At 59.2% G+C, this 13,759-nt stretch carries 14 protein-coding genes; 5 read left to right on the forward strand and 9 right to left on the reverse strand.

Annotated elements, in window-relative coordinates; translation table 11 throughout:
* The first annotated feature begins 23 nt into the window (after positions 1–23).
* On the forward strand, positions 24–1,820 hold the full coding sequence (locus AB6Q56_RS02515; RefSeq protein ID WP_434515623.1) for a methyl-accepting chemotaxis protein: 1,797 nt from the start codon (positions 24–26) through the stop codon (positions 1,818–1,820).
* 53 nt (positions 1,821–1,873) lie between these two features.
* Here the strand turns inward: AB6Q56_RS02515 and rraA are convergent, their stop codons facing one another.
* The 4 genes from rraA to AB6Q56_RS02535 all read right to left on the reverse strand — a co-directional run bounded on the left by rraA (position 1,874) and on the right by AB6Q56_RS02535 (position 5,270).
* Positions 1,874–2,365: a ribonuclease E activity regulator RraA gene (gene rraA / locus AB6Q56_RS02520; protein ID WP_434515624.1), complete on the reverse strand. Its 492-nt coding sequence runs from the start codon at positions 2,363–2,365 to the stop codon at positions 1,874–1,876.
* A gap of 65 nt (positions 2,366–2,430) precedes the next feature.
* Entirely contained in the window at positions 2,431–4,689 is a 2,259-nt protein-coding gene (clpA, locus tag AB6Q56_RS02525) for an ATP-dependent Clp protease ATP-binding subunit ClpA (RefSeq protein WP_434515625.1), read from the reverse strand.
* Positions 4,689–4,997, reverse strand: coding sequence for an ATP-dependent Clp protease adapter ClpS (gene clpS / locus AB6Q56_RS02530; RefSeq protein ID WP_434515626.1), 309 nt, complete (start codon positions 4,995–4,997; stop codon positions 4,689–4,691). Before clpS ends, clpA begins: the two co-directional genes overlap by 1 nt.
* Positions 4,998–5,072: 75 nt before the next feature.
* Complete coding sequence (locus tag AB6Q56_RS02535) at positions 5,073–5,270, reverse strand: hypothetical protein (protein WP_434515627.1); 198 nt, start codon at positions 5,268–5,270, stop codon at positions 5,073–5,075.
* Here AB6Q56_RS02535 and AB6Q56_RS02540 point away from each other — a divergent pair.
* Entirely contained in the window at positions 5,269–5,472 is a 204-nt protein-coding gene (locus tag AB6Q56_RS02540; protein WP_150429503.1) for a cold-shock protein, read from the forward strand. The genes AB6Q56_RS02535 and AB6Q56_RS02540 overlap by 2 nt on opposite strands.
* A gap of 77 nt (positions 5,473–5,549) precedes the next feature.
* Here the strand turns inward: AB6Q56_RS02540 and soxZ are convergent, their stop codons facing one another.
* From soxZ to moaC, 3 genes are read right to left on the reverse strand one after another with little or no spacing between them, the layout of a single operon-like run.
* A complete protein-coding gene (gene soxZ, locus AB6Q56_RS02545) occupies positions 5,550–5,861 on the reverse strand; it encodes a thiosulfate oxidation carrier complex protein SoxZ (protein WP_434515628.1) in 312 nt (103 codons plus the stop codon).
* Between the two features lie 2 nt (positions 5,862–5,863).
* The gene (soxY, locus tag AB6Q56_RS02550) at positions 5,864–6,337 is read right to left on the reverse strand and encodes a thiosulfate oxidation carrier protein SoxY (RefSeq protein WP_434515629.1); all 474 of its coding nucleotides are present in this window, start codon (positions 6,335–6,337) and stop codon (positions 5,864–5,866) included.
* Between the two features lie 4 nt (positions 6,338–6,341).
* On the reverse strand, positions 6,342–6,785 hold the full coding sequence (gene moaC, locus AB6Q56_RS02555; RefSeq protein WP_434517119.1) for a cyclic pyranopterin monophosphate synthase MoaC: 444 nt from the start codon (positions 6,783–6,785) through the stop codon (positions 6,342–6,344).
* A 111-nt stretch (positions 6,786–6,896) separates the two neighbouring features.
* Between moaC and AB6Q56_RS02560 the strand changes: the two genes are divergently transcribed.
* From AB6Q56_RS02560 to pabB, 3 genes are read left to right on the forward strand one after another with little or no spacing between them, the layout of a single operon-like run.
* Entirely contained in the window at positions 6,897–8,345 is a 1,449-nt protein-coding gene (locus tag AB6Q56_RS02560) for a M48 family metalloprotease (RefSeq protein ID WP_434515630.1), read from the forward strand.
* A 38-nt stretch (positions 8,346–8,383) separates the two neighbouring features.
* On the forward strand, positions 8,384–8,611 hold the full coding sequence (locus AB6Q56_RS02565) for a sulfurtransferase TusA family protein (RefSeq protein ID WP_150429507.1): 228 nt from the start codon (positions 8,384–8,386) through the stop codon (positions 8,609–8,611).
* Positions 8,608–10,368: an aminodeoxychorismate synthase component I gene (gene pabB, locus AB6Q56_RS02570; RefSeq protein ID WP_434517120.1), complete on the forward strand. Its 1,761-nt coding sequence runs from the start codon at positions 8,608–8,610 to the stop codon at positions 10,366–10,368. The genes AB6Q56_RS02565 and pabB overlap by 4 nt, the downstream gene beginning before the upstream one ends.
* A 37-nt stretch (positions 10,369–10,405) precedes the next feature.
* Here pabB and AB6Q56_RS02575 read toward each other — a convergent pair whose 3' ends face one another.
* A complete protein-coding gene (locus AB6Q56_RS02575; protein WP_434515631.1) occupies positions 10,406–10,885 on the reverse strand; it encodes a hypothetical protein in 480 nt (159 codons plus the stop codon).
* Between the two features lie 13 nt (positions 10,886–10,898).
* Positions 10,899–13,724 carry a valine--tRNA ligase gene (locus tag AB6Q56_RS02580; protein WP_434515632.1) on the reverse strand — a complete coding sequence of 942 codons (2,826 nt, stop codon included), beginning with the start codon at positions 13,722–13,724 and terminating at the stop codon, positions 10,899–10,901.
* Between the last annotated feature and the right edge of the window lie 35 nt (positions 13,725–13,759).

Raw genomic sequence — 13,759 nt, forward strand, 5'->3', positions numbered from 1 at the left:
TTTTATAAATAACAACTATTAATATGGAAATTCTGAGACAACTGTATGACTGGAACGAGCGAACTTTCTGGAATTCGCTGACCAAGAAATTAATGAGCTTCCTTTTGCTCTTCGTAATCGATGTCGGCTACTTGGGGATTTATTTCCATCAGAAAGACGTTGTCACCGATACCCTGAAATCTTCCGGAGCCACTCCGGAGTCGTTGCAGCGGGTTTTGGCAAGTTTGGATAGCGGGTTGATGCTGATGATCGGGCTGACGGTGGCCGCGCTGCTGTGGAACGTGCTGCAGATTGTTTATATCCGGTATTTGATCCTTCGCCCGATTCGCCTGATCTCAACCATTTTCGACGAGATTGCGCGCGGGGAAGGCGACTTCTCGCGCAACCTGCCAACGATCAGCCACGACGAGCTGCGCACGCTGGCCGAATCCTACAACCGGTTCGCCGACAAGATGCGCCAGATCATCAGCGAAGTGCGTCAGATGAGCGTCAATATTGCACGCGAAGCGGTACTGGTGAAAAAGACGGTGGCGGTGACCGCGACCCGGGCAAGTCGTCAGGGCGAAATTGCCGATGCGGTATTTGGCGCCAGCAACGAGGCGACGCAGGCCATTCACGAGGTATCGGCTTCCGCTGAAACGATATCCCACTCCACTGATTCGAATCTTGATTCAGCGCGGAATTCGCTGAACGAGATGCATGAAATTGTGATCAAGGTGCAGGCGGTCAGCGATAAGCTGAGCAGTTTCAACGGCACCGTCGATCAACTGGCGACGCGCTCCGACAGCATTCGGCAGATTGCAGGACTGATCAAGGATATTGCCGACCAGACCAATCTGCTGGCGCTCAATGCGGCGATCGAGGCGGCGCGGGCCGGTGAAATGGGACGCGGTTTCGCCGTGGTGGCCGACGAGGTTCGGAAGTTGGCGGAGCGGGTCAATGTGGCGACGCAGGAAATCAATGAAAACATCGGGGGCATGATTTCGCTGGTCAAGGAAACGCAGCGCGAAAACGAGATGATCAACAGCGATATTCAGCAGACGCGCCAGGTCGTAGAACGCTCGTCGGGCGAATTCCAGCGCATGGTCAGCGATTTCGAACGGACCGGCGATCAGCTCAATCAGATTGCGACGGCGATGGAGGAGTTGTCGGCAACCAATGGCCAGGTGCACGAGGCGGTGGTCCAGGTGCACGCCTTATCCAGCGAAGTGGCGGTGAGTATGGAGTCCTCGGAGCAATCGACCGGCAAGTTGAGCGCGGCGACCGAGAGCGTGCAGGAGCTGGTTTCGCGGTTCAAGATCGGCCGCGGTGTGTTCGACTACAACGTGGAGCAGGCGCGCAAGGCCTTGGCGACCATGGAGAGCAGGTTGGCCCAGCTGGAAGCCCGGGGGGTAAATATATGGGATCAGAACTATCGTCCGATTCCGAATACCAACCCACAAAAATACGACGTTAGCTATGCTGCTGATTTCGAGCGTGATGTCAGGCCGCTTGGGGAAGATACCTTGGCTTTGCTCAAAGGGGGCATCTTTGCCCTGATCGTCGACACCAAGGGTTATGCGGCCGTTCATCACCTGAAATACTCGAAGCCGCTGACCGGCGATTACGATGCCGACCTGGTCGGCAACCGTACCCGTCGAATCTGGGAAGACCCGACCGGCCAGCGCGCCGCAAAGAACCTGAAGCCGCTCCTGCTGCAGACCTATGTTCGGGATACCGGCGAAATCCTGTCGGAAATCGATCTGCCGATCATGGTCAATGGCCGCCACTGGGGCGGCTTGCGCATCGGCTGCGATAGCGCGGTGTTGCTCGAGGGCTGATCATTGGATGCGTGGGCAGGGGTGCCTTTCGGCATCCCTGCCCACGGGAAAATTCAAATAAGCGGATGGGTGGCGACCAGCACGCCATCCTCGTCGGCATACAACCATTCGCCCGGGTTGAAGGTGACACCGCCGAAAGTGACCGCCACGTTCTTGTCGCCGATCCCCTTTTTGAGGGTCTTCTGCGGGTGGGTATTCAGCGCGCGGACACCGATATCGATGCCGTTGATGTCGCCGGAATCGCGAATGCAGCCGTAAACGATCACTCCCTCCCAGCCGTTCTTGTGGGCGAGGATGGCCAATTGGTCGCCGACCAGCGCGCAGCGCAGCGAGCCGCCGCCGTCGATGACCAGGACCTTGCCCTTGCCGTCTTCACCGAATACCTCGCGCACCAGCGAGTTGTCCTCGAATAGCTTGAGGGTGACGATCTGGCCGGAGAAACTGGTTCTGCCGCCGTAGCGCTGGAACATCGGGGCGACGACGCGCACGGTCTTGCCCAGTTCGGCTTCGAAAGCATCGCACAGGTCGGGGGTTTTGAAGCTCATTCTGCAGTCCTCGAAATAAAAAATGCCGTGCAATCTTGCACGGCTTTGGGGGCGGATGGCAATCGTCAGACGGTTGCTTCGGCCTTTTCTTCCTCGAAGTTCAGCGCGATCTTGCCGTCCTTGTCGAGATCGACCATTACGTGGCCGCCGTTGGCCAGTTTGCCGAACAGCAACTCGTCGGCTAGCGCCGAGCGGATGGTGTCCTGGATCAGACGCGCCATCGGGCGGGCTCCCATCAAGGGATCGAAGCCCTTCTCGGCGAGCATTTCCTTGACCGCTTCGCTGAAGCTTGCTTCGACCTTTTTCTCGTGCAACTGCTCTTCAAGCTGCATCAGGAACTTGTCGACCACGCGCAGGATGACCTCGTGGTCCAGCGGCGCGAAGGAAATGGTCGCGTCGAGGCGGTTGCGGAATTCCGGCGTGAACAGGCGCTTGATCTCGACCATTTCGTCGCCGTTCTGCTTGGAGGCGGTGAAGCCCATGCTCGTTTTCTGCAGGTCGGCCGCCCCCGCATTGGTTGTCATGATGATGATCACGTTGCGGAAATCGGCCTTGCGACCATTGTTGTCGGTCAGGGTGCCGTGGTCCATGACCTGCAGCAGGATGTTGAAGATGTCCGGATGCGCCTTTTCGATTTCGTCGAGCAGCAGTACCGTGTAGGGCTTCTTGGTGATGGCCTCGGTGAGCAGGCCGCCCTGGTCGAAACCAACGTAGCCCGGCGGGGCACCGATCAGGCGGGATACCGCGTGGCGTTCCATGTATTCCGACATGTCGAAACGCTGCAGCTCGATGCCCAGGAAGTAGGCGAGTTGCTTGGCGACTTCCGTCTTGCCGACGCCGGTCGGGCCGCTGAACAGGAAGGAACCGATCGGCTTGCCCGGATTGCCAAGGCCGGAGCGGGCCATCTTGATCGCCTTGGCGAGCGCATCGATGGCCTTGTCCTGGCCGAAAACGGTGGCCTTCAAGTCGCGGTCGAGGTTCTTCAGGGCGCTGCGGTCGTCCATCGTCACGTGCTGCGAGGGTATGCGGGCAATCTTGGCGACAATTTCCTCAATGTCGGTCTTGTTGATCACCTTCTTCTGCTTCGACTTGGGCAGGATGCGCTGCGCCGCACCGGCTTCGTCGATGACGTCGATCGCCTTGTCCGGCAGGTGACGGTCGGTGATGTAGCGAGCCGACAATTCGACGGCAGACGAAATGGCCGTGGCCGAGTACTTGATGCCGTGATGCGCCTCGAAACGCGCCTTCAAGCCCTTGAGAATCTCGACGGTTTCGGCGACGGACGGCTCATTGACGTCGATCTTCTGGAAGCGGCGCGACAGGGCACTGTCCTTTTCGAAGATGCCACGAAACTCGGTGTAGGTCGTCGCACCGATGCACTTCAGTTGGCCGGAGGAGAGCGCTGGCTTGAGCAGGTTGGACGCATCCAGCGTGCCGCCGGAGGCCGAGCCGGCGCCGATCAGCGTATGAATTTCGTCAATGAACAGGATGGCATTCGGATTCTCCTGCAAGGCCTTGAGCACGGCTTTCAGGCGCTGCTCGAAGTCGCCGCGGTACTTGGTGCCGGCGAGCAGGGCACCCATGTCCAGCGAGTAGACATTGGCCTTGGCCAGGATTTCCGGTACGTCGTTTTCGATAACCTTGCGCGCCAGCCCTTCGGCGATGGCGGTCTTGCCGACGCCGGCTTCGCCGACCAGCAGCGGATTGTTCTTGCGCCTGCGGCACAGGGTCTGGATCACGCGTTCCAGTTCCTTGTCCCGGCCGATCAGCGGATCGATCTTGCCCTGCAGGGCAAGTGCGTTGAGATTGATGGTGTATTGCTCAAGCGGGCCGGCTTCGGCTTTTTCGCCTTCGGTTTCCACCTCGCCTTCCGGGGTTGCCTTCGGTTGCGGCACCTTGCTGATGCCGTGCGAAATGAAATTGACCACGTCCAGCCGCGTCACCCCCTGCTTTTGCAGGAAATAGACGGCATGCGAATCCTTCTCGCCGTAGATGGCAACCAGCACGTTGGCGCCATTGACCTCCTTCTTGCCGGATGATTGCACGTGCAGGATGGCGCGTTGGATGACGCGCTGGAAGCCTAGCGTCGGTTGAGTGTCGATGTCGTCCTCGCCGGATACCGTCGGCGTGTGTTCGTCGATGAAATTGGTGAGGTCCTTGCGCAGCGTATCGGTCTTGGCACCGCAGGCACGCAGGGCATCCGCAGCGGAGGGATTGTCGATCAGCGCCAACAGCAGATGCTCGACAGTGATGAACTCGTGGCGTTTTTGACGTGCCTCGACAAAGGCCATGTGCAGGCTGACTTCGAGTTCCTGGGCAATCATCAGTTTTCCTCCATGATGCAGGCAAGCGGGTGTTGGTGCTGGCGAGCGAATGCAAGTACCTGTTCTACTTTGGTCGCGGCGATGTCGCGCGGAAATACGCCACAAACCCCTCTTCCGTCGTTGTGAACTTTGAGCATGATTCGCGTCGCTTGTTCAGTATCCAGAGAAAAAAAGCGCTGCAGAATGGTGATGACGAAATCCATCGGCGTGTAATCGTCGTTCAGCAACACTACCTTGTACATCTTCGGCGGCCCCAGCCTGCTGCGCAGGGCCTCGAGCTGTCCGCCTTCACCAATCTTTGTAGCCATGCATTCGATTCTATACAGTCCGACTCAATGTGCAATACATCATATAAGGCTGAATCCGCCAATTTCCAGTCTGAGTCAAGCAATTCCCTTGCCGGAATATGCTGCGCTGCGGCATAGAAACTTGTTGACGACATATTTCAAGTCGCGTAGAAAGCCATTGTGTTTGGCTTCAAGCTGTATCGGGATTGCCGTGAGCACCGGGTCGTTGAGCGCAAACAGGGAGTCGGGGAGACCCGGAAATTTGTTCGATTTTTGTAAGAAAGTAGCAAACATGGCACTCGGTACCGTTAAGTGGTTCAATGATTCCAAAGGCTTTGGCTTTATTACTCCGGATGACGGCAGCGAAGATCTCTTCGCCCACTTCTCCGCCATCAACATGAATGGCTTCAAGACCCTGAAGGAAGGCCAGAAGGTTTCCTTCGACGTCGTCCAGGGCCCGAAGGGCAAGCAAGCTTCCAATATCCAGGGCGTTTGACTCGGATCCCAAGATAATTAAAAAGCCCGCCTGATCCAGGCGGGCTTTTTTTCGTCTGTTTCCTGCGGTTTAGGTTGTCAGGAGACTGTGATTTCGTCCTGTCGCTTGTCGCCTGTATTGTCTGTCCATGCGACGCTGAGTTTGTCGCCAGATTTGATGCCGCGCGCCTTGAACGTAAAGAGCGGGTTCTTCGAGACCGAGGTGTTGAGTTGGCCGTCAATGATGACCTTGCCGTTCAGGCTGACCGTAAACGTCTGGATGAATTGGGCGGGGAAAATCTGTCCCTTGTCATCCTTGCGTTGACCGGTTTCCATCGGATGCTGCATCAGTATCCGTATGTCGGTGGTTTCACCCTGATTTTGCGCGCGAATCTTGATTTGCTCACCCATGATCAGCCTCCGCAACCACCGAGGGTCACCTTGATCTCCCGAAAGGCGACATGGAATTTTCCTTCTGCAGTCTTCGCGACGACGCGAATACGCGTGGTCTCCGATAGCTTGAGCTGCTCGCGCAGATAGGGAAGAACGGGACCTGAGAACTCGATGGACGAACAGAGCGGCATCGGATTCTTGTCGGCAAATACCGCCAGGCTGCGTGTATTGGCGATATTGCTTGTAATCTCGATCTCGACCTTGGCACCGTTTTCAGCGATCTCTGGCGCGTTGATCAGGATGTCACGGCTTTCGGCAGCGTTGGCGCTGCCGTAGGCTTTCAGCGCATCGCCGACATTGCGGGCGGTGAAGGCGGGCCTGTTCCAGTCGGCAGCGAGAACGCGGGTGGGCGTTAGTAGGCCGGTGCCGAGCAGCGGTGTGAGCAGGGCTGCCGACAGGCCTCCCTTGAGGAATTGTCTGCGTAATTCAAGCATGGTTTCAGCGTGATTGTTCGGCCAGCCAGTGGCCCGATTTGCCGCCGGATTTTTCCAGCAGGCGAATATTCTCGATGCGCATGCCCCGATCGACGGCCTTGGCCATATCGTAAATGGTCAGCAAGCCGACGGAGGTGGCGGTCAGTGCCTCCATTTCGACACCGGTACGACCAAAGCACTCGGCGGTCACTTCGCAGTGGATCGCGCTCTGCTGTTCATCGATGGTGAAATCTGCCGCGACGCGTGTCAGCGCGATGGGATGGCACAGCGGGATCAGGTCGCCGGTACGCTTCGAAGCCTGAATGGCGGCGATGCGGGCAATGCCCAGCACGTCGCCTTTCTTGCTCGTTCCGCTACGGATCAGGGCCAGTGTCTCTGGGCGCATGAAGATGCTGCCGGCGGCGCGGGCAATACGGGCGGTTTCGGCTTTGGCGCCGACGTCGACCATGTGGGCCTGGCCGGCATGATCGAAATGAGTCAGTGTGGAGTCGGTCACGAGCGTTACGTTTGGTTACTATCCGCCGGATGGCGATATTGAAGGCTGCGCTATCATAGCACCATGCGTCTGACCCAACGATTCGTCGCCCTGACTCTTGCTTGTTCCCTGGCTATCCAGCCTGCCCGGGCCGATGAGTTGCCGGAGCTGGGCGACATCGCGAGCAGTGAGTTTTCGCTGAGTACCGAGAAGAAGATCGGTATGCAGATCATGCATGATATTCGCTGGCGGGAACCGGCTTATCTCGACGATGCCGATATCGAAACCTATCTCAATCAATTGGGTGGGCGTCTGGCGGCAGTCAGTAATGATCCCGGTTTCGGATTTACCTTCTTCGCCATCAATGATCCGAATATCAATGCCTTCGCAATGCCCGGCGGCTATATCGGCGTGCATACGGGCCTGATCCTGTCGTCGCAGACCGAATCGGAGCTGGCTGGGGTGCTTGGTCACGAAATCTCCCACGTTACCCAGCGCCACATTGCCCGCCAGATATACCAATCGAAACAGATCGGCATGGCTTCCATGGTGGCGATGGCCCTGGCGTTGCTGGCTGCGCGTTCGAGCGGACAGGTGGCGGGAGCGGCGATTGCCGGTACGCAGGCTGGCGCGATCTCGGCGCAATTGGCCTTCTCCCGTGATTTCGAACGTGAGGCTGATCGTCAGGGTTTTGACATTTTGCGCAAGGCCGGTTTCGACGTGCGCGGTATGGCTGCATTCTTTGCGCGCTTGCAGCAGGCGGTTCGTCTCTACGAGAACAACGCAACCGCCTACTTGCGTACCCATCCGCTGTCGGGCGAACGTTTGAGCGACATGCAGAACCGCGAGCAGGCGGTACCTTACCGCCAGGTAGTCGATAGCGTCGATTTCCACTTGGTTCGTGCCAAGGTCAGGGCCATGCAGGGAACGCCTCGCGAAGCAGTCAAGGATTTCGAAGCTTTGCTCCAGGAGAAGAAATTCGCCTCCGAGGGAGCTATCCACTACGGTCTGGCCTATGCCCGCTATCGGCTCCGCGACTGGAGCGGTGCGGAAAAGGAAGTCGAGGCGGCCAGACGTCTGAAGGTGACGGCCGCCATGCTGGAGCATCTTCGGGCGGATATTCGTCTGGCGCAAGGCGATACGGCCGGAGGGCTGGCTATCTATCGCGATGCGATGGTGCGTTACCCGCTGAATCTCGCACTGGTCTATGGCTTCGGGACATCGCTGACCGGGGTGCGCCGCTTTGACGATTCTTTGCGTTTTGCCGAGGCGCAGTTGCGTAACTACCCCGAGGATGTTCGATTGCACAAACTGCGCGCCGAGAGCTACGCCGGACTTGGTCAGCGTGCCATGCAGCATCGGGCGCTGGCCGAGGTGTTTATTCTGCAGGGGCAGACTGCCGGTGCCATCGAGCAGTTGCAATTGGCGCAGAAGGCTGGGGACGCAAATTTCTACGAAATGTCGTCGATCGATGCCCGACTGCGTGAGATGAAGCGTCGCCAGATCGATGAACTCAAGGAAAAGCGCAATTAAGGTTAGAATCGCGGCTTGAATTCATCCGAAGAATGACCATGGAATTTGATCGCGATCTCGATGTCAAGGGGCTGAACTGCCCGCTTCCCATTCTCCGTACCAAGAAGACCCTGGCTGAAATGGAAACCGGCCAAATCTTGCGCGTTCTGGCGACCGATCCGGGCTCGCTGAAGGATTTTCCCGCCTTTGCCAAGCAGACCGGTAACGAATTGCTTGAGCAGAAGGAAGAGAACCGGGTCTTCGAGTTTTACCTGAAGCGCAAATAAGCTCCGAATTCACAGCATTTTTTGAAGACAGGCAGGCGCCGGCGGGCGAACCTGCCGCTTGGCGCTTCGAAGGCTTGATCGATTGCCTCGAGGTTTGCTGTGCCGACTCCTTCGTTTCGGCCATGCGGCTACTCGGCGAACAGACCGGCTGGACTGTGGCGGCCATCGGGTATGAACTCGGATATTTGCTTGAGCCACGTTCGGCACCTGCAGGGTGGCAGCCAGGAGAGACTGTGCTCGCACGGTTTTGGCGCTTTCGCGAGCGCCTCGCGTTGTCGGGGGGCGAGGCAGAGGCATGGCTGGCCGCAGAGGGGGCTGATGATATCGCCGGTATCGGCAACCTCGCGCCGGCCTTGGATGAATCAGGCTACCAACTTGCCGTCGCGGGGATCAAGCGCTTTATTTCCGATGGTGACTGCTATCAGGTTAACTTCACCTTTCCGATGGAGTTCTCCTGGTTCGGGTCGCCGTTGGCCGTATATGCGCATTTGCGCCAGCGCCAGCCGGTGCGCTACGGCTGTTTTGTCGGCAACCCGCAGGGCGGCTTCGTTTCACTTTCACCGGAGTTGTTTTTGGAGCGGCACGGCGAGCGTTTGTTGACGCGGCCGATGAAGGGTACCGCGCCGCGCAGCATGCCGAGCGAAACCTTGCGCGATTCGGTCAAGGACCGTGCGGAAAACCTGATGATCGTCGATCTGCTGCGCAACGACCTTGGCCGCCTGGCAGAGCCGGGCAGTGTGTCGGTCGACCGTCTGTTCGGGATTGAGGCATATCCGACGGTCTGGCAGATGGTTTCTGCGGTATCGGCGCGGATTGGACGGCAGAATTTCGAGGCCGTCCTGCGTGCGCTCTTTCCTTGTGGATCGATTACCGGCGCACCGAAAATCCGCGCCATGCAGATCATCGGCGAGTTGGAGGGGGGGGCGCGCGGCCTGTATACCGGAGCGCTCGGATTTCTGGCGCCGAACGGCGATTTTCGGCTGAATGTGGCGATTCGAACGCTGGAGCTGGCAAGCGGTCATCGGGGGAAAATGGGGGTGGGCAGTGGCATCGTCGCCGACTCCTTGCCTGAAGCCGAATGGCGAGAGTGTCTGCTGAAGGCCGAGTTCCTGCGCAGTCTCGATCCTGGCCTCAAGCTGATCGAAACCTTGCGTCGTGAGAACGGCGTCTATCCGATGTGGGCGGGCCATCTGGCGCGGCTTCGTCGTTCTGCTCAATGGTTCGGCTTTCCGCTGGACGAGCAGCGCCTGTGTCGCGAACTGGGCATGCACCCTTCGCAAGGCATTTGGCGTGTTCGCCTGACCTTGGACAAGGCGGGCGATATCGATATCCAGGCCGTCGAACTGGACGATACGCCGCCCTCTGTGCGATTGGCCGAACTGGCCGAAGAGCGTATCGATAGCAGTGATCCGCTGCGTCTCCACAAGACAACGGCACGCCATTTGTACGATGCAGCTCTGCGCGCTCTGCCGGCCGATTCTCCGGTATTCGACCTGATTTTCACCAATGAGCGCGGAGAGATCGCCGAAGGGGCGCGTAGCAACGTCTTTGTCGAGCGGGATGGCGTGTTGCTGACCCCGCCGCTTGCGTGTGGTGCGCTACCGGGTGTGCTACGGGCCGAATTGCTGGCCAGCGGCAGGGCGCGCGAGGCCGTGCTTTATCCGGCCGACCTGAGCGGCGACTTTTTTCTTGGCAACGCCCTGCGTGGGCTGATGCCCGCTCGCTTGCGGCCGGCCAAAAAAAACGGCCGGATTTGAGAACCGGCCGTTTTTTTATTAGTCGTTGGCGTTGCGCTTAACGGCGCAGACGACGCAGATTGAGGCCGATTACCAGGAACATGGCGGCGCCCATGCCATAGGTGAATGCCTTGGCGACATCGACGTCCTGAACGGCAACGAGGACCGGCGCATCCTTCTCGACCTTGTAGCGGATGCTGGTCTGGAAATGCCAGGACGAAGCCTTGACTTCATAGACCCCGTCGTTCCTGCTCCATTTCAGCCAGTTCAAGGGCTCCTCGAACTCACCGGCGGCCTCGGTCATCTCCAGGCTGATCTGTCCCTTTGCCTTTGCTTCGTCCAGTTCGCCGTAGCTGATGCCGCAGGCTTCCTTCTTCTCGCCGCAGAGGGCGACCAGACGGAAATTCGGCTTCCACTCGGGGTTGGCCTTCTCCCACGGCCAGGAGTAGATGAATGCGACCGTGCTGGCACCGACGGCCAGGGAAAAGATCATCAGCGTCGTGAAGATCTGTGTGAAGAAACTGCGGTTATCTTGCATGGGCGCTCTTTGTTCAGCCGAGTTTGGCGAGTTGGGGTTTGAGTTTTTCCAGCGTCGCCGAGAATTCGGCTACCCGCTGTTTTTCCTGTTCGACAACAGCGGCCGGGGCACGGGCGACGAAGCCTTCGTTCGAGAGCTTGCCCTGGGCGATCGAAATCTGCTTCTCCAGCCTTTCGATTTCCTTCTTCAGGCGCTCCTTCTCGACAGCAACGTCGATCTCGACCTTCAGCATCAGGCGCGTTTCGCCGACTACCGCGACCGGTGCCATGGCATCGGCCGGCATGTCGTCTACGATTTGTACCTCGGACAGCTTACCCAGAGCTTGCAGAATAGGCGCGAACTCGGAAATCTCCGCGCCGCCACCGGCCACCAGCAAGGGCATGCGCTGGGCGGGCGAAACGCCCATCTCGCCGCGCAGGTTGCGGCAGGCGTAGGCCAGCGCCTTGAGGCGATCGACCTTGGCTTCGGAGGCGGCGTCGATCTTGTATTCCTCGGCACACGGGTAGGCGGCGAGCATGATCGATTCCTGCGTCTTGCGGCCGGCAATGGGAGCAACGGTCTGCCACAGTTCCTCGGTAATGAACGGGATCAGCGGATGAGCCAGTCGCAGCACGGCTTCCAGCGTACGCACCAGCGTCCGGCGGGCGCCGCGCTGCTGGGCATCGTTGCCGGTCTGGATCTCGACCTTGGCGATTTCCAGGTACCAGTCGCAGAACTCGTCCCAGATGAACTTGTAGATGGCCTGGGCGATCAGGTCGAAACGGTAGTCGGTGAAGTGCTGCTCGACTTCCTTCTCGACGCGCTGCAGCTGGCTGACGATCCAGCGGTCGGCGAAGCTGAATTCGAGCGGCGCCGAGCCGCCGCAGGCCGGGCCGCCTTGCTGGTGTTCGAGAGCCAGGTCGTGGCCTTCGACGTTCATCAGCACGAAGCGGGTGGCGTTCCACAGCTTGTTGCAGAAATTGCGGTAGCCGTCGCAGCGGTTCAGGTCGAACTTGATGTCGCGGCCGGGGCTGGCGAGCGATGCAAAAGTGAAGCGCAGCGCATCGGTGCCGAAGGCCGGAATGCCCTCCGGGAACTCCTTCTTGGTCTTCTTGGCGATGCTCTCGGCCTGCTTGGGATTCATCAGGCCGAAGGTGCGCTTCTCGACCAGGGCGTCGATGCCGATGCCGTTGATCAGGTCGATCGGGTCGAGCACGTTGCCCTTGGACTTGGACATCTTCTGGCCTTCGCCATCGCGGATCAGGCCGTGTACATAAACATGCTTGAACGGAATCTTGCCGGTGATGTGCTTGGTCATCATGACCATGCGCGCCACCCAGAAGAAGATGATGTCGAAGCCGGTGACCAGCACGGACGAGGGCAGGTACTGTTGCAGCATCGGGTTGGCGGCATCGGTTGCTTCGTCGCCGGTCCAGTCCAGGGTCGAGAACGGCCACAGGGCAGAGGAGTACCAGGTGTCGAGCACGTCTTCGTCGCGCGTCAGCTGGCCGGCGTAACCGGCCTTGTCGGCCTGCTTGCGGGCTTCTTCCTCGTTCTGGGCGACGAACACCTCGCCATTGACGCCGTACCAGGCCGGAATTTGATGGCCCCACCACAGCTGGCGGGAAATACACCAATCCTGGATGTTGTTCAGCCACTGGTTGTAGGTATTGACCCAGTTTTCCGGATGGAACTTGATTTCGCCGGAATGGACGACCTCAAGGGCCTTCTCGGTGATCGATTTGCCATCGGCGCCCGGCTTGGACATGGCGACGAACCACTGGTCGGTCAGCATCGGCTCGATGACGACGCCGGTGCGGTCGCCGCGCGGTACCTTGAGCTTGTGCTTGTCGGTCTTTTCCAGGATACCGAGGGCTTCCAGGTCGGCAACGACGGCCTTGCGGGCATCGAAGCGGTCGAGGCCGCGGTATTTTTCCGGCGCGTTGTCGTTGATCTTGGCATCCAGTGTCAGGATCGAGATCATCGGCAGGCCGTGGCGCTGGCCAACGGCGTAGTCGTTGAAGTCGTGCGCTGGCGTGACCTTGACGCAGCCGGTACCGAATTCGAGATCGACATAGCTGTCGGCGATGATCGGGATTTCCCGATCGGTCAGCGGCAACTTCACCATCTTGCCGATCATGGCCTTGTAGCGCTCGTCTTCCGGGTGGACCATCACGGCCGTGTCGCCGAGCATGGTTTCCGGACGGGTGGTGGCGACCACCAGGCTACCTGAGCCGTCGGCCAGCGGGTAGCGGATGTGCCACATGAAGCCGTCTTCCTCTTCCTGAACGACTTCCAGGTCGGACACGGCGGTGTGCAGCTTCGGGTCCCAGTTCACCAGGCGCTTGCCGCGGTAGATCAAGCCTTCGTTGTAGAGGCGGACGAAGGTTTCGGTGACGACCTTGTTGAGGCCGGCATCCATGGTGAAGCGCTCGCGTGTCCAGTCCGGGCTGGTGCCCATGCGGCGCATCTGGCGGGTGATCGTGCCGCCGGAGTACTCCTTCCATTCCCAGACTTTTTCCAAGAACTTCTCGCGGCCGAGGTCATGGCGGCTGATACCTTGTGCATCCAGCTGGCGCTCGACGACGATCTGCGTGGCGATGCCGGCGTGGTCGGTGCCCGGCTGCCACAGCGTGTTATGGCCGCGCATCCGGTAGTAGCGGGTCAGCGCATCCATGATCGTCTGGTTGAAGCCGTGGCCCATGTGCAGGGTGCCGGTGACGTTCGGTGGCGGCAGCAGGATGCAGAAATTGTCTTGCTTGTTGCCGTCTACGCCGGCAGCAAAATAATTCTGACCTTCCCACGCGGGGTACCAGCGGCGTTCGATATCGGCGGGCTCAAAGGCTTTGGCGAGTTCCATGGACTTCTCGGAAAAGGGGAAACCCGCAATTATAC

Origin of the sequence: Dechloromonas sp. ARDL1 (genome assembly GCF_051122455.1) — a bacterium.
Taxonomy (GTDB): Bacteria; Pseudomonadota; Gammaproteobacteria; order Burkholderiales; family Rhodocyclaceae; genus Azonexus.

Bases quoted from the DNA above. Each gene is read 5' to 3' on its own strand.
- soxZ (WP_434515628.1), bottom strand. From the start codon at position 5,861: ATGGGTGAGCAAATCAAGATTCGCGCGCAAAATCAGGGTGAAACCACC.
- AB6Q56_RS02515 (WP_434515623.1), top strand. From the start codon at position 24: ATGGAAATTCTGAGACAACTGTATGACTGGAACGAGCGAACTTTCTGG.
- clpS (WP_434515626.1), bottom strand. From the start codon at position 4,997: ATGGCTACAAAGATTGGTGAAGGCGGACAGCTCGAGGCCCTGCGCAGC.
- AB6Q56_RS02560 (WP_434515630.1), top strand. From the start codon at position 6,897: ATGCGTCTGACCCAACGATTCGTCGCCCTGACTCTTGCTTGTTCCCTG.
- clpA (WP_434515625.1), bottom strand. From the start codon at position 4,689: ATGATTGCCCAGGAACTCGAAGTCAGCCTGCACATGGCCTTTGTCGAG.
- rraA (WP_434515624.1), bottom strand. From the start codon at position 2,365: ATGAGCTTCAAAACCCCCGACCTGTGCGATGCTTTCGAAGCCGAACTG.
- AB6Q56_RS02580 (WP_434515632.1), bottom strand. From the start codon at position 13,724: ATGGAACTCGCCAAAGCCTTTGAGCCCGCCGATATCGAACGCCGCTGG.
- AB6Q56_RS02540 (WP_150429503.1), top strand. From the start codon at position 5,269: ATGGCACTCGGTACCGTTAAGTGGTTCAATGATTCCAAAGGCTTTGGC.
- soxY (WP_434515629.1), bottom strand. From the start codon at position 6,337: ATGCTTGAATTACGCAGACAATTCCTCAAGGGAGGCCTGTCGGCAGCC.
- AB6Q56_RS02575 (WP_434515631.1), bottom strand. From the start codon at position 10,885: ATGCAAGATAACCGCAGTTTCTTCACACAGATCTTCACGACGCTGATG.
- moaC (WP_434517119.1), bottom strand. From the start codon at position 6,785: ATGGTCGACGTCGGCGCCAAAGCCGAAACCGCCCGTATTGCCCGCGCC.
- AB6Q56_RS02535 (WP_434515627.1), bottom strand. From the start codon at position 5,270: ATGTTTGCTACTTTCTTACAAAAATCGAACAAATTTCCGGGTCTCCCC.
- AB6Q56_RS02565 (WP_150429507.1), top strand. From the start codon at position 8,384: ATGGAATTTGATCGCGATCTCGATGTCAAGGGGCTGAACTGCCCGCTT.